Source organism: Pectobacterium odoriferum (assembly GCF_009931295.1).
Lineage (GTDB): Bacteria > Pseudomonadota > Gammaproteobacteria > Enterobacterales > Enterobacteriaceae > Pectobacterium > Pectobacterium odoriferum.
Genome location: NZ_CP034938.1, coordinates 1,960,468 through 1,979,663 on the forward strand (window position 1 = coordinate 1,960,468; position 19,196 = coordinate 1,979,663).

Annotated in this window: 15 protein-coding genes, 1 tRNA gene and 2 pseudogenes; 11 read left to right on the top strand and 7 right to left on the bottom strand. The window is 49.6% G+C overall.

What is annotated here, in order from left to right; genetic code table 11:
- The first annotated feature begins 33 nt into the window (after positions 1-33).
- The 3 genes and pseudogenes from EO763_RS08700 to EO763_RS08705 all read left to right on the top strand — a co-directional run bounded on the left by EO763_RS08700 (position 34) and on the right by EO763_RS08705 (position 2,882).
- Positions 34-1,149, top strand: a complete 1,116-nt coding sequence (locus tag EO763_RS08700) for a DegT/DnrJ/EryC1/StrS family aminotransferase (protein ID WP_103158570.1) — start codon at positions 34-36, stop codon at positions 1,147-1,149.
- Positions 1,150-1,199: 50 nt separating this feature from the next.
- A pseudogene (locus EO763_RS23930) lies at positions 1,200-1,304 on the top strand (hypothetical protein); the annotation flags it as partial.
- A 64-nt stretch (positions 1,305-1,368) separates the two neighbouring features.
- A protein-coding gene (locus tag EO763_RS08705; RefSeq protein ID WP_161528698.1) for an IS3 family transposase occupies positions 1,369-2,882 on the top strand; the annotation gives its coding sequence in 2 pieces (ribosomal slippage) (positions 1,369-1,816 and positions 1,816-2,882; 1,515 coding nt in all).
- A 35-nt stretch (positions 2,883-2,917) separates the two neighbouring features.
- On the opposite strand, the pseudogene EO763_RS08710 reads toward EO763_RS08705, so the two are convergent.
- A pseudogene (locus EO763_RS08710) lies at positions 2,918-3,285 on the bottom strand (transposase); the annotation flags it as partial.
- Positions 3,286-3,538: 253 nt separating this feature from the next.
- On the opposite strand from EO763_RS08710, the gene EO763_RS08715 reads away from it, so the two are divergent.
- From EO763_RS08715 to phoH, 3 genes are all read left to right on the top strand, one after another.
- Positions 3,539-4,261 carry an RNA polymerase sigma factor FliA gene (locus EO763_RS08715; RefSeq protein ID WP_014915881.1) on the top strand — a complete coding sequence of 241 codons (723 nt, stop codon included), beginning with the start codon at positions 3,539-3,541 and terminating at the stop codon, positions 4,259-4,261.
- 202 nt (positions 4,262-4,463) lie between these two features.
- Complete coding sequence (gene fliZ, locus EO763_RS08720) at positions 4,464-4,979, top strand: flagella biosynthesis regulatory protein FliZ (protein ID WP_010306119.1); 516 nt, start codon at positions 4,464-4,466, stop codon at positions 4,977-4,979.
- A 531-nt stretch (positions 4,980-5,510) separates the two neighbouring features.
- Positions 5,511-6,299, top strand: coding sequence for a phosphate starvation-inducible protein PhoH (gene phoH, locus EO763_RS08725; RefSeq protein WP_039471489.1), 789 nt, complete (start codon positions 5,511-5,513; stop codon positions 6,297-6,299).
- 86 nt (positions 6,300-6,385) lie between these two features.
- On the opposite strand, the gene EO763_RS08730 is transcribed toward phoH, so the two are convergent.
- The 3 genes from EO763_RS08730 to EO763_RS08740 all read right to left on the bottom strand — a co-directional run bounded on the left by EO763_RS08730 (position 6,386) and on the right by EO763_RS08740 (position 9,582).
- Positions 6,386-6,475 (bottom strand) — tRNA-Ser (locus tag EO763_RS08730).
- A gap of 218 nt (positions 6,476-6,693) precedes the next feature.
- A complete protein-coding gene (locus tag EO763_RS08735) occupies positions 6,694-7,332 on the bottom strand; it encodes an RpiB/LacA/LacB family sugar-phosphate isomerase (protein WP_010309836.1) in 639 nt (212 codons plus the stop codon).
- Positions 7,333-7,548: 216 nt separating this feature from the next.
- Positions 7,549-9,582, bottom strand: coding sequence for a choline transporter (locus EO763_RS08740; protein WP_161528699.1), 2,034 nt, complete (start codon positions 9,580-9,582; stop codon positions 7,549-7,551).
- A gap of 356 nt (positions 9,583-9,938) precedes the next feature.
- Between EO763_RS08740 and betI the strand changes: the two genes are divergently transcribed.
- The 4 genes from betI to EO763_RS08760 all read left to right on the top strand — a co-directional run bounded on the left by betI (position 9,939) and on the right by EO763_RS08760 (position 14,578).
- Positions 9,939-10,526: a transcriptional regulator BetI gene (gene betI, locus EO763_RS08745; protein ID WP_161528700.1), complete on the top strand. Its 588-nt coding sequence runs from the start codon at positions 9,939-9,941 to the stop codon at positions 10,524-10,526.
- A 68-nt stretch (positions 10,527-10,594) separates the two neighbouring features.
- Positions 10,595-12,067 carry a betaine-aldehyde dehydrogenase gene (gene betB / locus EO763_RS08750; RefSeq protein ID WP_161528701.1) on the top strand — a complete coding sequence of 491 codons (1,473 nt, stop codon included), beginning with the start codon at positions 10,595-10,597 and terminating at the stop codon, positions 12,065-12,067.
- Positions 12,068-12,086: 19 nt separating this feature from the next.
- Complete coding sequence (betA, locus tag EO763_RS08755; RefSeq protein ID WP_161528702.1) at positions 12,087-13,766, top strand: choline dehydrogenase; 1,680 nt, start codon at positions 12,087-12,089, stop codon at positions 13,764-13,766.
- A gap of 158 nt (positions 13,767-13,924) precedes the next feature.
- Positions 13,925-14,578 (top strand): tellurite resistance TerB family protein, encoded by a 654-nt coding sequence (locus EO763_RS08760; protein ID WP_080738436.1) that lies wholly within the window; start codon positions 13,925-13,927, stop codon positions 14,576-14,578.
- Between the two features lie 94 nt (positions 14,579-14,672).
- On the opposite strand, the gene fabA is transcribed toward EO763_RS08760, so the two are convergent.
- A complete protein-coding gene (fabA, locus tag EO763_RS08765; protein ID WP_039353100.1) occupies positions 14,673-15,191 on the bottom strand; it encodes a bifunctional 3-hydroxydecanoyl-ACP dehydratase/trans-2-decenoyl-ACP isomerase in 519 nt (172 codons plus the stop codon).
- A 91-nt stretch (positions 15,192-15,282) separates the two neighbouring features.
- Positions 15,283-17,052, bottom strand: a complete 1,770-nt coding sequence (locus tag EO763_RS08770) for an AAA family ATPase (RefSeq protein ID WP_161528703.1) — start codon at positions 17,050-17,052, stop codon at positions 15,283-15,285.
- Between the two features lie 166 nt (positions 17,053-17,218).
- Between EO763_RS08770 and matP the strand changes: the two genes are divergently transcribed.
- Positions 17,219-17,677, top strand: a complete 459-nt coding sequence (matP, locus tag EO763_RS08775; protein WP_161528704.1) for a macrodomain Ter protein MatP — start codon at positions 17,219-17,221, stop codon at positions 17,675-17,677.
- A 152-nt stretch (positions 17,678-17,829) separates the two neighbouring features.
- Here the strand turns inward: matP and ompA are convergent, their stop codons facing one another.
- Positions 17,830-18,930: a porin OmpA gene (gene ompA / locus EO763_RS08780; RefSeq protein ID WP_161528705.1), complete on the bottom strand. Its 1,101-nt coding sequence runs from the start codon at positions 18,928-18,930 to the stop codon at positions 17,830-17,832.
- Positions 18,931-19,196: the final 266 nt, after the last annotated feature.

Sequence of the window (19,196 nt, forward strand, 5' to 3'; positions counted from 1 at the left end):
ATTCATCTTGGACTAAAATTGTTGGATCAGATTATGAATCATAAGCCAATATTTGTAACTCAACCCTATTTGCCTGATTTAAAAGAGTTTTTACCATATCTTGAAGAAATATGGGAGAATAAAATACTCACCAATGGTGGGCCGATGCATGCACAATTGGAAAAATCATTATGTGAATATTTAGGGGTGGAATATATCTCTTTATTTAATAATGCTACTATTGCGCTATTGACTGCGTTGCAGTCTTTGAGAGTTTCTGGCGAAGTTATTACTACACCTTATTCTTTTGTCGCGACAGCACACTCTCTACTTTGGAATGGTCTGAAGCCCGTTTTTGTTGATATTGATCCTATTACTCTCAATTTGGATCCGAGGAAAATTGAGGCTGCAATTACTCCACAGACAACTGCAATAATGCCTGTTCACTGCTATGGCAATATTTGCGATACTGATGCAATCCAAGCGATTGCAGATAATTATAATCTGCGAGTTATTTACGATGCTGCTCATGCATTTGGTGTTAAAGATGAAGGAGGAAGTGTTTTAAGACATGGCGATCTCAGTGTATTAAGTTTTCATGCGACAAAAGTGTTTAATACATTTGAAGGTGGGGCAATTATTTGTCCTGATGCTAAGACAAAATTACGTATAGACCGCCTTAAAAACTTTGGTTTTGTCGATGAAACTACAGTTGTCGCTCCAGGAATTAATGGGAAAATGAGTGAGTTTAATGCAGCCTTTGGCCTTTTGCAGTTGAAGAATTTTGAAAAAGTGATAGCAAGACGTCAAGAAATAGATGAGTTTTATCGGAATGAATTGCAGGGTGTAAAAGGTGTTAATATTATTAAAAATTCTCCTCAATCAGTTTCTAATTATTCATACTTCCCTATACTTATAGAGTCAGAATATTCATTAAGTCGTGATGAGATTTATCAGAAGATGAAAGATAAAAATATTTTTGCAAGACGCTATTTTTATCCATTAATCAGCTATTTCCCAATGTATAGGGGGATGCCATCAGCTAGCGAAAGTAATCTCCCTATAGCAAACTCTATAGCAAGTAAAGTAATTTGTCTTCCTATTTATCCTACATTAGAGGAAGATGATTTGTGCCGTATTACTGAAGTTATTAAATTTTATCATGGTTGATTCGGCTTTGTTGAATAAATCGAACTTCTGGCTGCAATAAGGATCAGAACATCACATTCCTGATCCTGCAGCGGTATCCCGTGGCAAAACAAAAATTTAAAATCAACAACTGGGCTGCCTACAACAAGGCCCTCGTCAATCGCGGTTCGCTGACATCCCTCAGTGTCAGGATAGTTGTCACCCCCACTGAAAATAAATTCGAGGGTGATGGAATGACAAATGAAACGTATTTCCCCGGAACGAAAAGCCAGCATACTGGCAAAACTGCTGCCACCCTACAATATGACCGTGGTTGCTGTTGCACAGATGGAAGGAATATCCGAAGCTACCCTCTATAACTGGCGAAATCAGGCTAGATCAGAGGGAAAACCCGTGCCCGGAGCAGAGAAAACAACAGACCAGTGGTCAGCAGAAGCACGCTTTGCCGTGATAGTCGAAACCGCCACGCTCAGTGAGGCAGAAATTGCGGAATACTGCCGCAAGAAAGGACTCTACCCAGAGCAACTTATTCATTGGAAACAGGGCTTTATGCAGACTGAAAACCCCGGTGATAACGCTGCCCTGAAACAGAGTCAGAAAGAAATTAAACAGCTGAAAAAAGAGCTGCTTCGTAAAGAAAAAGCCCTTGCGGAGGCGGCAGCCATATTGGTATTGCGAAAAAAGCTTACAGACTACTACGGGGAAGCCGACGGGGACGACTGACACCTGAAGGTGAGCGACAGCAGTTTATTCTCTGGATAAATGAAGCGGTAACCTCGGGAGCGCGACTGGCCATTGCCTGCCGTGAAGTCAACATCAGCCTGCGTACCTGGCGACGCTGGCAGTGCTTTCCCCGTGACCGGCGAGCTGAGGCGGTAAGAGCCGTGCCGTTTAATCGGCTGAGTCCGGAGGAAGAAAGCCGGATACGGGATGTCAGTCATGAACCGGAATATGCCAGCCTTTCCCCCTCACAAATCGTGCCGCGCCTGGCCGACAGAGGTATTTACCTGGCCAGTGAGTCAACCTTCTATCGGGTGTTGCGTCGCTCAGGTGAAGTCCATCGCAGAGGACGTCAGGCACGGCAGCAGAAGGTATCAGCACCGACAACCTTTATAGCGTCCGGGCCTTGTCAGGTGTGGTCGTGGGACATCACCTGGCTACCCTCTGTAGTGCGTGGTCGCTGGTTTTATCTGTATATGATACTCGACCTGTACAGCCGAAAAATCACCGGTTATGAGGTGTATGAGACGGAAAGTGGTGAACAGGCAGCGGCACTGATGCAACGTAGCGTGATACGGGAAGGCTGCTGGCGTCAGCCCCTGGTGTTACATGCTGATAATGGTGCGGCGATGAAATCGCAGACGCTGCGGATGAAACTACATGAACTGAATATCACCGCGTCTCACAGCAGACCGCGAGTCAGTAATGATAATGCGTATGCAGAGTCGCTGTTCCGGACACTGAAATATGTGCCACAGTGGCCCTCGTCGGGGTTCAGAACGCTGAGTGAGGCGCGTCAGTGGGTGGATAAATTTACCCACTGGTATAACGAAGAGCATCGTCACAGTGGAATACGCTATGTGACACCGGCAGAACGACATCGTGGTGAAGACAGAGCTCTGCTGACCCAGCGGGATGAACTGTATCGTCAGGCACAGAAAGCGCATCCTGAGCGCTGGTCAGGGAAGACAAGAAACTGGCAGCCGGAAGGCCCGGTAACGTTGAATCCGGCACGGGAAAAACAGGCGGCTTAAATTAACCAAGGGTGCCAACTTCCTTGACACTTACCGCGTCCGGTGGCAGCAATGGCATGCGCGATATCAACTTTTTTGACTGCGCTATCTCCAGCGCATCGCGGAGGATTTCGGCTTCCATTGTTTTACGTCCCAGCATCTGCTCAAGCTGTTTTACCTTTTTTTCCAGTGCCTTAACTTCAGCAACACTGACAACGTCATCGCCAGCAGCGATCGCAGATTGGCCACCTTCGTTCATAAGTCGTTTCCATTTAAAAAGCAGACTGGGTGTAATGCCATATTGCCGGGCAACCAGAGAAACGGAATAGCCGGGTTGCATGGACAGCGCAACAAAACGGGACTTTTCTTCGGCAGTATAACGGCGTCGCTTCTGCTCGCCAGTGATCACTTCGATTCTTTGCACAAGACACTCCTTAAACATAGGTCTATGCCTATGTCTTATTGATGAAGTGTCCGGTTTAAATGGGGGCTACTACACAGGGACAGATCAGCACCCTCTGTACGTGCCATTTGTGTTTCTCTCCGCAGACTCCTTACTCAATCCTGTCATACATGGCATGAATAACCCTCCTTTTTTGACGCTATTCAGACGATTGGCTACCCTACCTAAAAGCATAATAGTGTCGATAACATTATCATCGTAGGTATTTGTCACTGTGAGCGATTTGTATACCGCCGAAGGCACAATGGATAAAAATTCCCTTTGGAAGCGCTATGTTCCACTAGTGCGCCATGAAGCCTTGCGTTTACAGGTTCGTCTCCCCGCGAGTGTTGAACTTGACGATCTGCTACAGGCTGGTGGTATCGGCTTGTTAAGCGCAGTTGAACGTTATGATTCGTTACAAGGTACGGCGTTTACCACCTATGCTGTCCAACGAATTCGCGGTTCGATGCTGGATGAATTACGCAGTCGTGATTGGGCTCCACGCAGTGTACGGCGTAATGCGCGGGAAGTGGCACAAGCAATGCAACAGGCTGAACAGCAGCTCGGTCGTACTCCAACGGAGCAGGAAGTTGCGCAGACCCTGAATATCACGCTTGAAGATTATCGTCAGATATTGCTGGATACGAATAACAGCCAGCTTTTCTCTTACGATGAATGGCGTGAAGAACATGGTGACAGCGCAGAGGCGTTACTGGAAGGCAATGAAGATGCGAACCCATTGCATCAGCTGATGGAAGGCAATTTGCGCCATCGTGTAATGGATGCGATTGAAAGCCTGCCAGAGCGTGAGAAGTTGGTGTTGACGCTTTACTATCAGGAAGAGTTGAACCTGAAAGAGATCGGGGCAGTTCTTGAAGTCGGAGAGTCGAGAGTCAGTCAGTTGCATAGCCAGGCGATAAAGCGCCTGCGCGTGAAATTAATGAACGATGTTTAATTGCGCTGCGTAGGAATACTGTTATCAAAGTATATCTTCAGTCACTGAAGCAGCAGGCCATGACAATGTTTGAATATTGATGCGCGCCTTACATCAGTATTTAGATGATTAATGTCACCTGTTTTAGCACGCCAGATTCTCTGGCGTAATGAACGATGCTATCGCTTCACATTGAAGTTATATATTGTCATGGAATGGATTCATGCACCCATCAATTCGGAAGAAACAGCTCCTAAGCCGTTATCTGAAAGACTTCAAACACAGACAAACCAACTGTTCCCAGTGTGATAAAGAGCTCGACCGCGTTTCACTGGTATTTCGCAATCAGCTTATTAATAAAAAATCGATCGGCAGCATCGACAGGCTTATCGACGATGACATATGGTCTGGTCTGCAACAGGAATTAATCCCACTTTGCCGCTTTTGTAGCGAAATATTATGCAATACCACTGCTAGCTATTTCGATATTAAAGCTTTCACACAGTATCTGATTGAGCAGACTGAAGTCCGCCATAGCACGATGCGCGAATATGTCATTCGCTTGCGGCGCCTGGATGAGCTGCTGGCCGCCAATAATTATCCCGCAGAAACCTTTTCCCGGCACCGTGATGGCGTGCAGCAGCGCGTATGTGATTACCTTCCCGGTATTGAGCAAAATATCTACCGCAGCGCCTTACGAAAATACGATCAATATCTGGACTGGCAGCGGCATTTCTGACGCGCATCATGCGTCGTTCTCAGGCTGACATTGCCAAACCATGGGATACTGACTATACGTAAATGTTATGACAGTGTAAAAAATGCTTGCATTGCAGAGGCAAATTATTGCACTGTCATACTACTGAAATCATTCGGCACTAATTTTTAGGCAATGGTTAGCAGTAGTTCTACGATGCGATCAATCATTATTCAGTGGAATAGTTGTTGTCACAGTGAGGAACGCGAATGGTAGTGTCCTTTTTTGGACTTTATAGTCGATGTCAAGATTCTACGCTGCTGACTCGCCGATGCGAGGGACTTTCCTCCCACTTATTTTCAACACTGCGCCATTCTCTCTTTACCCAAACTCTCCGTTTATTTTCTTTTTCTATCCATGAATGCTCAGCCCGTTTTTCACTCAGTTCGTGGATGAATCATGCGTATTCTCTGTCCGCTATTGGCTTAATAAGGAAGCCTAACCTCGTTAGTGAGTTAAACGTCACGCGCTGTAGAGCAGTGCGGTAAGTGAAACAAACTGTAAGGTGCCACTATGGGAAGACAAAAAGCAGTGATCAAAGCTCGTCGTGAAGCAAAACGCGTTATTCGCCGTGAGTCGCGTAGCCATCGTCAGCGTGAGGAAGAATCGGTCACTTCTCTGGTACAAATGGGCGGGATTGAAGCAATCGGAATGGCGCGCGAAAATCGTGATAATTCCGTTATTCAAGCTCGTACCGCTGCCCAGGAACATTACTTGTCTGCGATAGAAAATAAACAGTTGATTTTTGCCACAGGTGAAGCTGGCTGCGGTAAAACGTATCTGAGCGCTGCGAAAGCGGCGGAGGCACTAATCCATAAAGAGGTTGAGCGTATTATCGTTACGCGGCCAGTATTACAGGCTGACGAGGATCTTGGCTTTTTACCTGGAGATATTGCGGAGAAATTTGCGCCTTATTTCCGTCCGGTTTACGACATACTTTTGCGTCGACTGGGAGCCTCTTTCATGCAGTACTGTTTGCGGCCGGAAATCGCCAAAGTCGAAATTGCGCCTTTTGCGTATATGCGCGGGCGGACATTTGAAAATGCGGTTGTGATTCTGGATGAGGCGCAAAACGTGACAGTGAACCAAATGAAAATGTTCCTGACGCGTTTAGGCGAAAATGTCACGGTTATCGTCAACGGTGATGTGACGCAGTGTGATTTGCCATCTGGCGTTAAATCCGGCCTGCGCGATGCACTGGAGCGTTTTGTTGAGGATGACATGATTGGCGTTGTCTCTTTCGGTAAAGAGGACTGTGTGCGTTCGGCGCTGTGCCAGCGTACGCTCCATGCCTATGGCTGATGTCTGTGTGGCATAGGAATGAAAATTTCTATGCCAGCAGCATAAAAAAACGCCGCTGATTTGCATCAGCGGCGTTTTCTTTTATATGGCGGTGAGGAAGGGATTCGAACCCTTGATACGTTTTCACGTATACACACTTTCCAGGCGTGCTCCTTCAGCCTCTCGGACACCTCACCGGGGGTTGCCTACAAGGGGCAACGGGGCGCTACTATAGGGAGTCGCCTAGCTTCGGTCAAGCAGTATTTAGTGCGAACGGTGCGTATGGCTAAGCATTGAACGGTAAAGGATAGTCCGCGTAACCGTATCGTTAACATGTAGGCAAAACGAGTAAATAATTGGCATAAAAAAACCACAGACCGTGATGGCCTGTGGTTTTTTGTCAGCTATCGAACGATTACGCCAGCAGCGTTTTGATGTAGCTGGTCAGTGCTTCGTCTTTGCTGTTAGCGAAGAAGTATTCCTGGAATTTAGGACCAGCAATCGCACCTTTAACCAGATCCTGATCGAGGCCTTTCAGGATGGTGATCAGATCGTTGTAGGTCACTGCTTTTACGGCATCCAGGATTTTCTTGTTACGTTGTTGAGGAACAACGCGATCGCTCGGGTAGCCACGGCCGCCTTCTTCTTTGAACAGCTGGGTAAACAGGTTTTCCAGGTTCAGTTCAGCGCCCCAGCCAAAGCCTTTAGCGTAAGGAACAGATACGGCGTTACCGTTGTTGATCTGAGAGAACAGGTAAGCATCAGATGGGTCAACAACCAGACCGCAGATTACGCCTGGGAAAGAGTTACAAGCCAGCATTGCGCCCTGGCCAGTACCGCAACCGGTCACAACGAAATCAGCCGCGCCGGAGTTCAGCAGGATAGCTGCCAAAATACCGTTCTGGATGTAGGTCAGCTGCGCTGCATCTTCAACGGCGTATTGGCCGTAGTTGTGTACAGTGTGGCCCAACGGTGCAACCGCTTTGGTCAGAGACTCGGCGATGATGGCGTTTTTGGCAGCTTGGCTGTTCTCGTTAATCAGTGCAATTTTCATGTTCGTTCCTTTTCTGTGACGGACAAATACATTTTTTAAAACTGTATTTCAAATTGATGTGAGCAGTATACCGTTTCAAAAATAAAGCGCAAATCGTCGAAGCAAAGAATGCGGCACAGCACATAGATTCAGGAAAAAGAGGATGAAAGAAAAAGGTGGGTAAATGCATAACATATTGAAAAATGGCGCTGTATTTCAGCGCCATAGCGTAGGGGATTATGCGTCAGGGAAGGTCAGCGTATTGCCCGGTGCCTCTCGATTAAGATGAAGAAAATTCAGGTGTCGTTCGTACTGATCCAAAATGTCGTTAATCACCTGTTCTTTGCTGTAATCCATCAGATCATTCCCCTGGCTCCCTTCCAACAGGAAAGTTTCAAGGCGGTAATAATCTGATTTACCCGAGCGGGCGCGGTAGGTAAACGCCGGGACGCTATAGCGCTGTGGCCAAATTTGGTAAAGAAAGTTCTGCTCATCACCCAAATCAACCAACAGTTCGAGATGGTTCAGGCGTTCATCTTCGACAGGTGGTAAGTCGTTGACTTCAACGTTGGCGCCTCGCAGACGCAGTTCGCGTGCGACATCATCCATGGCGGCTTTACAGACATTATCCAGCATTTTTTGCGTATGCGTTGTGCCGGGGAAATTCATAACGCGTGAGAGGCGTTGCTTCCAGTTCAGACGATCGTCGCCGGAGATTGGCATCGGTGCCGATGTTTGTAAGGAGCTGGCTTTACGATAATCCTCAACCCGCAGTGATTTATACAATCCCGCCATAATAAAGAACATCACAAAGCTAAACGGTAATCCCATAATGACGGTGGTGTTCTGTAAGGCTGAAACACCGTTTGTCATCAGCATCCCCAACGTCAGCAGGCCAATGGCGACTGACCAAAAAATTCGCAGCCAGTTTGGCGCATCATTATTGATGTCGCCAAGGCGAGAGGTGAAGTTGCCCAGCACCAGCGAGCCGGAATCGGCAGAGGTGACATAAAACAGCAAGCCGGTAATGGTCGCGACAGAGGCGCTCAGGCTGAAGCCGGGGTACTGCGCCAGCAGGCTGTAGAATCCGCGCTCTGGGTGCTGCATGACTTCATTGGCAAAATCCAGATTACCGTGGAGCACCTGATAAAGCGCGCTGTTGCCAAAAATGGAGAGCCACAGTAGCGTAAAGACAAACGGAATGATCAGCGTGCCGACGACGAACTGTCGAATCGTTCTGCCGCGTGAGATACGCGCCAGAAACAGTCCGACAAACGGTGCCCATGCGACCCACCATGCCCAGAAAAACAGCGTCCAGCTATTCATCCATTCTGTCGGGCGATCAAAGGCAAAGCTGTTAAGTGTCATGCCGGTAAAGCGATTGATGTAATCCCCCACGTTGAGCACTAACGCGTTTAGCAGAAATTCGGTATCGCCCCAGAAGAGCAGAAAAAGAATCAAGCCCAGTGCGAGCAGGACGTTAAGCTCGGAGAGGAAGCGAATACCGCGATTGACACCGGACGTCACGGATACCGTCGCCATGAGCACGGAAAGCAGGATGAGCGAGGCCTGAACGGTGAGATTCTCTGGGATCTGGAACAGGACTTTCAGCCCGTAGTTCAACTGAACGACGCCGATGCCCAGTGTGGTGGCGATACCGAAGATGGTTCCGAGTACGGCCGCGATATCAACGCTGTGGCCAATCGGGCCATTAATACGTTTACCAAAGATAGGGTACAGGGCAGAGCGAATCGTCAGCGGCAAATTATACCGGTAGCTGAAGTAGCCAAGAGCAATGCCCATCAGCGCGTACATCGACCAACCGGTTAATCCGTAGTGAAACAGCGTCCAGACCATGGCCTGCCGTGCCGCTTCTATCGTCTGGCCTTGTCCTTCCGGTGGCATCATATATTGCGTGATCGGTTCCGCAACGGAAAAGAACATTAAATCGATACCAATCCCCGCAGCAAACAGCATTGCCGCCCAGCTCATCAGGCTAAATTCAGGCTTCGACTGTTCTGGTCCGAGCTTGATCGACCCAAACCGAGATGACGCAATGAAGATGACGAAAACGATGTAGAGCGTGGCGGCTAGCAGGTAGTACCAACCAAATGTGGCAGAAACCCAGTTAAGCGCGTGGGTAATCCAGGCATTCGCTTCTTTGTTAAACAACATGGTCATCAGCGAGAAGGTCAGTATTAATCCCGCTGATGTGTAGAACACGACAGGATTCAGGCGATCCCGTTGGGTGGTGGTGTCTGATGCTGGCATGGTTATCCCTTGCGTTGCGTGAATAGGTACTCCGACTCCTCTCTCCACGAAGCGCGCTTAGCGCATATCATACCAAAGACACGGCGCAGGACATCCGCTGAGTACGCTTTCCGTTTAAGATGGTCGTCAGAACAAAAAAGAAATTATTCTTTTTAAGGTGGAGTTATCGTCTGAACTCACACCGATTTTCATGATAATTGATACAGATTTTTAACCTTTCAGCAATAAAAGATATTCATTTTTTATTGAACGTTCAATCAAAAAAAAGTTTAATGAGATAAATCGGATCATGAGCCAGTGTCTTTTACCGTGATTCATCACGCAAAAATGAAGAGAAAAAATGAAGGGGAAGTGCGGTGCCTAAAGTCGGAATGCAGCCTATCAGACGGCAGCAACTCATTGAAGCGACGCTGGCCGCGATTAACGATGTGGGGATGCATGATGCCTCAATCGTACAGATTGCCCGACGTGCGGGAGTGTCTAATGGGATCATCAGTCATTACTTCCGCGATAAAAATGGCTTACTGGAAGCGACAATGCGCTATCTGATTAGTCATCTGGGGCTGGCGGTGAAATCAAGGTTGCTGAACCTGGCAGAAAATACGCCTCGCGCACGTTTGCGGGCGATTGTTCAGGGGAATTTTGATGATAGCCAGACGAATAGCGCAGCGATGAAAACCTGGCTGGCATTCTGGGCCAGTAGCCTGCATTCCCCCATGCTCCGTCGGCTACAGCAGGTTAACGATCGGCGGCTTTACTCCAACCTGTGTGTCGAATTCAGCCGCTGCTTGTCGAAGGACAACGCGCGTATTGCTGCAAAAGGGCTGGCAGGTCTGATCGATGGGCTATGGCTGCGTGGTGCGCTAAGCCATGAGGCCTTCAACCGCGAAGAAGCGCTGGGCATTACCTACACCTATATTGAGCAGCAACTCACCCGCGCATAATCCTTATTTATCATTTTGCCTTCACTGCCTGGAACCTGTGTTTGGGCAGCCATCAGACAGGAGAGTTTATGTCTCACTACGGTTTACAACAGCTTTATATCAACGGCACTTATGTCGATAGCACGGGTGACGAGACGTTTGAGGCGATTAACCCCGCGAATGGCGACATCATTGCTCAAATTCAGTCTGCTACTGCTGTGGATGTTGACCGTGCGGTCAGTGCCGCAACCGCGGGGCAGAAAGTATGGGCGGCGATGACGGCGATGGAACGTTCGCGAATTTTACGCCGCGCCGTGGATATCCTGCGTGAGCGCAACGATGAACTCGCGTTACTCGAAACGCACGACACCGGCAAGCCGCTCTCGGAAACACGCACTGTTGATATCGTGACTGGCGCGGATGTTTTGGAGTACTACGCGGGGCTGATTCCTATGCTGGAAGGTCAGCAGATCCCTCTGCGTGATACCTCATTCGCCTATACCCGTCGAGAACCGCTTGGCGTGGTCGCGGGTATCGGTGCCTGGAACTACCCCATTCAGATCGCATTGTGGAAATCCGCCCCTGCGCTGGCGGCAGGCAATGCGATGATCTTCAAACCCAGCGAGGTCACGTCACTCACTGCGCTGAAGCTGGCGGAAATCTATACCGAGGCTGGGTTACCGGCTGGCGTATTCAACGTGCTGACGGGGACGGGGAAATCCGTTGGTCAGGCGCTGACTACGCATCCAGGCATTGCCAAAGTCTCTTTCACTGGGGGGATCGCCAGCGGGAAAACGGTCATGGCCAATGCCGCAGGCTCGACGCTGAAAGACGTCACGATGGAGCTAGGCGGAAAATCGCCGCTGATCATTTTTGATGATGCCGATCTGGATAAGGCGGCGGATATCGCCATGATGGCGAATTTCTTCAGCTCAGGTCAGGTGTGTACTAACGGTACACGCGTCTTTATTCCGCAGGCATTGCAGGCGCAGTTTGAGGAAAAAATTCTGGCGCGTGTTCAGCGTATTCGTATTGGTGACCCGACTGACGAGCAGGTGAATTTTGGTCCGCTGGTCAGCTTCCCGCACAGAGAATCCGTACTGCGCTACATCGAAAGCGGGAAGCGTGAAGGCGCTCGTGTGCTGGTGGGCGGCGAACCGATGACTGACGAGAAGTATGCGCAAGGCGCCTACGTTGCCCCGACGGTGTTCACGGACTGCCGGGACGATATGACGATTGTGCGAGAGGAAATCTTTGGCCCAGTCATGAATATTCTGACGTATCAGCATGAGGATGAGGTTATCCGCCGCGCCAATGAGAGCGAGTATGGACTGGCGGCTGGCATCGTGACCTGCGATCTGAATCGGGCACATCGGGTGATTCATCAACTCGACGCTGGGATTTGCTGGATCAACACCTGGGGTGAGTCTCCGGCTGAAATGCCTGTGGGCGGCTACAAACATTCAGGTGTCGGACGTGAAAACGGCATAACAACATTGGAACACTATACGCAAATTAAATCTGTACAGGTTGAACTGGGTGAATTCCGCTCGGTATTTTAAACGAAGGGGAGAAAGCCTAATGGAATATGATTACATCATTATCGGAGCTGGTTCCGCCGGCAATGTGCTGGCAACGCGTTTAACAGAAGAAAGCGACGTAAGCGTGCTACTGCTTGAGGCGGGCGGCCCGGACTATCGGCTGGATTTTCGCACGCAAATGCCTGCGGCATTAGCTTTCCCATTGCAGGGGAAGCGCTATAACTGGGCTTATGAAACCGACCCAGAACCTCACATGAATAATCGCCGCATGGAATGTGGCCGCGGCAAAGGGCTGGGTGGTTCATCGCTGATTAACGGCATGTGCTACATCCGTGGCAATGCGATGGATTTTGATAACTGGGCGTCCATGCCAGGTCTGGAAGACTGGAGTTACCTTGACTGCCTGCCGTATTTCCGTAAAGCGGAAACACGGGATGTGGGATCGAATGATTATCATGGCGCGAGCGGTCCTGTTTCGGTGACCACGCCGAAGATGGGAAACAGCGAATTGTTTCACGCGATGGTTGAAGCGGGTGTGCAGGCGGGTTATCCACGTACAGACGATCTTAACGGCTATCAGCAGGAAGGCTTTGGCCCGATGGATAGAACCGTCACGCCGAAAGGGCGTCGCGCCAGCACCGCGCGAGGCTATCTGGATCAGGCAAAAGGCCGTAAAAATCTGACCATCATGACGCACGCCTTAACCGACAAGATTCTCTTTGACGGAAAACGTGCCGTTGGCGTGGCTTACTTTAAAGGGGAAAGTGCGCAGACGGCGAAGGCACGCCGCGAGGTGCTGCTGTGTGCTGGCGCAATCGCCTCGCCGCAAATCCTGCAACGTTCTGGCGTGGGGCCGAAAGATTTGCTCCAGCGTCTCGATATTCCTGTGGTGCACAATTTGCCCGGTGTCGGTGAAAACTTGCAGGACCATCTGGAAATGTATTTGCAATACGCTTGCAAAGAACCGGTATCGCTGTATCCGGCGTTGCAGTGGTTTAACCAGCCTAAAATCGGCGCGGAATGGTTGTTCAACGGCACAGGCATTGGTGCCAGCAACCAGTTCGAAGCGGGTGGCTTTATTCGCAGCCGGGATGAGTTCACCTGGCCGAATATTCAATACCACTTTTTGCCCGTCGCGATTAATTACAATGGCAGTAATGCGGTGAAAGAGCACGGATTTCAGGCGCACGTTGGCTCAATGCGTTCACTCAGTCGGGGGCGTGTACAGGTACGATCCAAAGACGCCCGCGAGCACCCCAGCATTTTGTTCAACTATATGTCGACGGAGCAAGATTGGCAGGAATTTCGCGACGCGATCCGCATTACGCGTGAAATCATGGCGCAGCCAGCGCTGGATAAATACCGTGGGCGAGAGATCAGTCCTGGGTTGGAGGTTCAGACGGATGAGGAACTGGACGAGTTTATCCGCAATCACGCCGAGACGGCATTCCATCCCTCCTGCTCCTGTAAGATGGGTGAGGATGAGATGGCGGTGGTTGATGGGCAAGGCCGGGTTCACGGTATGGAAGGGCTACGCGTGGTGGATGCTTCCATCATGCCGCAAATTATTACCGGTAACCTGAATGCGACAACCATCATGATTGCCGAGAAAATTGCCGACCGAATCCGCCGGCGCCAGCCGCTGCCGCGTAGCAAAGCGCGCTACTATGTTTCCGGAAATATCCCAGTGAGAAAAGCACCGCTGAAGTCAGCGTCGTGACGTTTCCTGCATAGCAAGATGGATCGCCCAGATGGCCGTAGAGACAGTGCGGCCCATACTTTTCATTGCTATACACAATCTGACAAACAAACGCCTTCCGCACCATTACTATGAGTGACAACACCATCAGTGATGTCACTTTTCCTTGAGGAATGAAAATGAATAATTGGCTGCAACAGATTCAGGGCTTATTGGGCTCTGGTAGCAAGCAGGGGAATCAGCATCAAGGGGGGAAAAACGGCAATTTGGGCGATATGCTGAAGCCTGCTGCGCTGGGCGGTTTGGCGGGCGTGTTGTTGTCGAATAAATCCACGCGGAAAATCATGGGTTCATTAGGCAAAAATGCGTTGATCATTGGCGGTAGTGCGGCAGCGGGCGTGGTGTTGTGGAACCAGTACAAAAAACGCGTTCGTGACACGCATCAGGACGATCCACAGTTTGGCACCCAGTCCTCGGGCGAAAATATTCGTGCCCGCCGTCTGATTCAGGCTTTGGTTTTTGCTGCCAAGAGCGACGGCCATATTGATGCGACGGAGAAACAGCGTATTGATGAAAATATTCAGCAACTGCAACTGGGTAGTGAAGCGCACCGCTGGGTGCAGGAAGCTATAGAACAACCGCTTGATCCGATTCTGCTGGCGAAAGATGTGAAAAATGAGGAAGAGGCGCTTGAGGTCTACTTCCTGAGCTGTGCGGTCATTGATGTCGATCACTTCATGGAGAAAAGCTATCTGGATGCGTTAGCGACCGAATTGAAGATACCGCAAGACGTGCGGCAGTCGATCACCAATGAGCTGAAAAGCCCATCATGATAGGGCGAGTGATTTAAGCTGTGGTGAGATAATATTGGATAAATAAACGGATAACGCGGGCGAAAGGTTTTTCGCCCGCAGTGCTATCTGGTGCTTAGAAAGCGCTGGTGTCTTTGAACAGACCCACTTTCAGTTCGTCAGCGGTATAGATCTGCTGACCGTCAACCAGTACTTCGCCATCAGCAATACCCATCACTAAACGGCGATTGATCACGCGTTTAAAGTGAATGCGATAAGTCACTTTCTTCGCTGTCGGCAGTACTTGTCCGGTGAATTTGACTTCACCCACGCCGAGCGCGCGGCCTTTGCCTTCGCCACCCAGCCAGCCCAGATAAAAGCCGACTAATTGCCACATGGCATCCAGACCGAGGCAGCCGGGCATCACCGGATCGCCGATGAAATGGCAACCGAAGAACCACAGGTCAGGCGTGATATCCAATTCGGCTTCCACATAGCCTTTGCCATACTTACCGCCGTCTTCCGTCATTTTAACGACGCGGTCCATCATTAGCATGTTAGGGGCTGGCAACTGAGGGCCTTGCGGGCCGAACAGTTCACCACGACTGGAGGCAAGGAGGTCTTCTTTTGTATAGGATTCGCGTTTATCTACCATGGTCTCTGTAAGCCTTGTTTTAATGAAGCACGCAGGTTAGCGTACACCTGTACGCTGGGCAAGTCTGTTGCGTCTGGTTAAACCAGTTGGTTTAACGGAAAAACCAAGGGAAACGTCTACGTTCTTGCGGTGCAAGTTGTCCAATTCGTTCACGAATGGCGGACAGCAGGTTTGGCTGTTGCTCATCGTCATAAGCGAAGTTGGTCAATAATGACAACGCTTCCGGCGCAGTTTCTACCGGGAAAAGATGGAATTTCCCTTCGCGTACGGCTTCAACGACATCTTCCTGTAAACAGAGATGACGTAGATTAGCCGCAGGTAAAATCACGCCCTGTGTTCCCGTCAGCCCACGACGCTGGCAGACTTCAAAGAAACCTTCGATTTTCTCATTCACGCCGCCAATTGGCTGCACGTGACCAAATTGATCGACAGAGCCGGTCACAGCGAACTGCTGATTGATTGGCCGGAAGGAGAGGGCGCTTACCAGCGCACACAGCTCTGCCAGTGAGGCACTGTCACCATCAACTTCGCTGTACGATTGCTCGAAGACGATGGAAGCCGAGAAGGGCAGCTGTTGATCAAGCTCCAGTTCTGTAATCAGGAACGCCTGCATGATCATCATACCCTTGGCGTGTAAATTGCCAGCAAGTTCGGCTTTGCGCTCAACGTCGGTAAATTCACCGTCGCCAGCGTGAACCACGCAGCTGATACGTGTCGGCTCGCCAAAGGCTACGGGGTAGCCTGGGAATTCCAATACGGAAAGTCCATTAATCTGGCCGACGATTTCACCTTCCGTTTCGATCAGGATCTGGCCTAATTCGATTTCATCCTGCATGCGTTCACGAAGGTAGCCTTCACGCCATTGGCGAGCAGCAACGGCGTCAACCAGCGCCTGCTCTGTGATCTGACCATCTCTGGCATATAGAGATGCATATTTTAACTGGCCGATTAGCCAACGCGGGCATAATGGCAAATTGCCTTGATCGCCGCTGTAGCGTATCGCCACGTTCACTAATGCAGGCCAGGCATCCGCATCCAGCAGCGGTAGCTGATTTTCGCTGCATAGCGCATTGATGTAGGAGCACCAGCGCGCCATATCGTCAGTTTCAATCAACTGCAATTGCGCTTCGAACTCACCGTAAATCGCGTGTTCGCCTAATTCCGGTTCCATATCATGAATATCTGCCAGACTTTCGCGGTCACCGAGAATAATCAGGCGAATATCAAGCGGCATCGGTGGCACATCAACAGGAAGTGGCTTACGCTCGTCTGGCGACAGCCAACGATAGATGCCTTCAGCCATAATCTGTTTCAGACGCAGCCACATCAAAGGCTGAGCCAGCAGTGCTCTGGCCGACAGGATCAATGTACCACCATTAACCTGGTGAATCAGCCCTGGGTGCAGCGTGATTTCATCGTGAAAACTGCGCATGCAGCCGAAGAGCTGTTCAGGTTCAATCCATTCCTGATAACCACAGGATTGCTGTGCGGCAAAGTTATCCGCAGGCTGTATGGCGGGTTCGACCCGGATATGACGACCCTCAATGATATATTTACTGCCATGTATCTCCCCGGAGTCTGGCCTGATGGCGCTCAGCGCACGGGCGATCAATGCCATATATTCATCATTCTCCTGCGCTTTCAACAGCATAAAGCGCGAAGGTGAACGAGGGTGGCAAAAGAGCGTCAGGCTATCTGCCAGACGTGACTGAATAGCGGAGAATTCAGCAGGAGCAAGTTGAGCTGCCTGAGTGAATAGCGTTTGATAAGGCGTATTATTGGGCAGTAAATGCTGCCATGAGAGTCGGTTACTGGTCAAAGTATCAATGTAATCGTCTGAAGGAAAAGCGTGATTATACAAGAATAATCTAGACTTCACATAAGGAGAGTCATCTTTCATACGGTGAAGCTCGGACCACGTTTGGCTAATCGTCTTAAAGGCTGTCAGAAAACCGCCAGAAAGCGGTCAAAATCAGGGAAAACTGTTATGCTGAAAGTCATGTTACGCGGTCACTGAAGAATTTAATATGAAATATCAACAACTAGAAAATCTTGAGTGCGGGTGGAAATGGAAATACCTGGTGAAGAAGCATCGGGAGGGAGAAGAGATTACGCGTTTTCTCGAGCAAAGCGCTGCTGATGATGCCGTACAGGTATTGCTTAAAATGGAAAACCAGCCGGTGAAAGTACTGGAGTGGATTGCGCAATGTATGAATCCCACCTTAGAAAACCGGATGAAGCAAACGATTCGCGCACGGCGCAAACGCCATTTCAACGCAGAACACCAGCATACACGCAAGAAGTCGATCGATTTGGAATACCTGGTCTGGCAGCGCCTTGCAGCTCTCGCTCAGAGACGCGGCGTGACTTTATCAGAAACGATTGTGCAGTTAATTGAAGATGCTGAGCACAAAGAAAAATATGCCAGCCAGATGTCGCTGCTTAAGCAGGATCTTAAAGCCATTCTGAATAAAGACGAGACGTGATCGGATTTTGTCATTTTATTTTGCTGACAAACGCGCATAAAAAAACGCAGGGAGCGTTTTTCAACGTTGCGCAGCAACGACCCACAGGGTGACGGACAAGGATGTCCGGCATAAAAAAACCTCGCCGAAGCGAGGTTTTTTTCGTTAATAACTTAAGCCTGAGGCTGAGTTACCACGTCTTTGATGCCTTTAACTTCGATCTCTACGCGACGATCCGGTGCCAGACAGTCGATCAGCGCAGCACGAGGTTTCACGTTGTCACAGGTAGAACCAGTAACGGGTTGAGATTTACCCAAGCCACGAGCAGAGACTTTGTTCGCAGGGATACCTTTAGAAACCAAGTAATCAACGACGCTCTGTGCGCGTTTTTCAGACAGGCCTTGGTTGTACTGCTCTGAACCTAAACGGTCAGTGAAGCCCAGAACAACAACAGAACCGTCTTTCGGATCCAGAGAGCTCAGCTGAGTGTACAGTTGATCCAGTGATTGCTGGCCTTCTGCTTTCAGCGTTGCTTTGTTGAAGTTGAACAGGACGTCAGATTTCAGTGTGAAACGCTTGGTTTCAACAACTGGAGCTGGAGCTGGGGTCGGAGCCGGAGCAACAACTGGCGCTACGCGGTCATCTTGGCCGAAGCGGTAAGACAGGCCAACGCTCATCAGCATGTTGTCTGGACGCGCACCAACAGTACCAGCATCACCAATGTTGCTTACCCATTGGTAGTCAACACGCGTAGCCCAGTTTTTGTCGATTGCGTATTCAATACCGATCGCAGCCAGCGGAGAAACGCCAGTGTCGTCGTTGTTGATGTCCGCTCTTGTACCAGTGTTTACTGACGTAGCTGCATGGCTGTCAGCGCGCCATACCATACCACCCAGACGAGTATAAACGTCCAGATCAGGCAGAACTGGGTAGCTGAGTTTAGCGGCCAGTTGGACGCCCTGTGCCTTGAAGCTCGCGCTGTCTGCTACGTTAGAAGTAGAACCTGCATACTTCATGCGGCCCAGCCAGTCGTAGCCCAGTTCAAAACCCAAGTACGGGTTGGCTTGATAACCAACAAATGCACCAGCGCCTAACTTGCTTTTGATTGGGTTGTTGTTGACACCGGTGTAACCATTTCCGTAGAAACCAGTATCGTGGAATTGAGACACACCCAGTTTACCACCGGTGTACCAGGTATTGTCTTTAGGAGCTGCTTGCGCGACGGTCGCGAAGCTAGCCAGTGCCACTGCAACTGCGATAGCTGTTTTTTTCATTTTACGCCTCATTATCATCCAAATCGGCAATTAACCTGGAGGGCTAATAAACCTTTGGTTAAAATCCTTTGGTTGGAGACTTTGCCCTTATTTATGACTTACTGTCAGTCAACTGACGTTATAAAAGAGCAACTCCAGCGAGTTAAAGTCTACAACGTGATGAGAAAGTTACAAGTATGATGTGATTTACATCATAAGAAAACCGCACGATTCATACATACTTGCTAACAAATAGTAGATGGTTTTGACAGATTTTACGTCTTTAG

What these genes read in the sequence shown, in the direction of transcription:
- EO763_RS08700 (WP_103158570.1), top strand. Translation starts at nt 34, where the DNA reads ATGAATCATAAGCCAATATTTGTAACTCAACCCTATTTGCCTGATTTA.
- fliZ (WP_010306119.1), top strand. Translation starts at nt 4,464, where the DNA reads ATGCACCCATCAATTCGGAAGAAACAGCTCCTAAGCCGTTATCTGAAA.
- phoH (WP_039471489.1), top strand. Translation starts at nt 5,511, where the DNA reads ATGGGAAGACAAAAAGCAGTGATCAAAGCTCGTCGTGAAGCAAAACGC.
- EO763_RS08735 (WP_010309836.1), bottom strand. Translation starts at nt 7,332, where the DNA reads ATGAAAATTGCACTGATTAACGAGAACAGCCAAGCTGCCAAAAACGCC.
- EO763_RS08740 (WP_161528699.1), bottom strand. Translation starts at nt 9,582, where the DNA reads ATGCCAGCATCAGACACCACCACCCAACGGGATCGCCTGAATCCTGTC.
- betB (WP_161528701.1), top strand. Translation starts at nt 10,595, where the DNA reads ATGTCTCACTACGGTTTACAACAGCTTTATATCAACGGCACTTATGTC.
- betA (WP_161528702.1), top strand. Translation starts at nt 12,087, where the DNA reads ATGGAATATGATTACATCATTATCGGAGCTGGTTCCGCCGGCAATGTG.
- EO763_RS08760 (WP_080738436.1), top strand. Translation starts at nt 13,925, where the DNA reads ATGAATAATTGGCTGCAACAGATTCAGGGCTTATTGGGCTCTGGTAGC.
- fabA (WP_039353100.1), bottom strand. Translation starts at nt 15,191, where the DNA reads ATGGTAGATAAACGCGAATCCTATACAAAAGAAGACCTCCTTGCCTCC.
- matP (WP_161528704.1), top strand. Translation starts at nt 17,219, where the DNA reads ATGAAATATCAACAACTAGAAAATCTTGAGTGCGGGTGGAAATGGAAA.
- ompA (WP_161528705.1), bottom strand. Translation starts at nt 18,930, where the DNA reads ATGAAAAAAACAGCTATCGCAGTTGCAGTGGCACTGGCTAGCTTCGCG.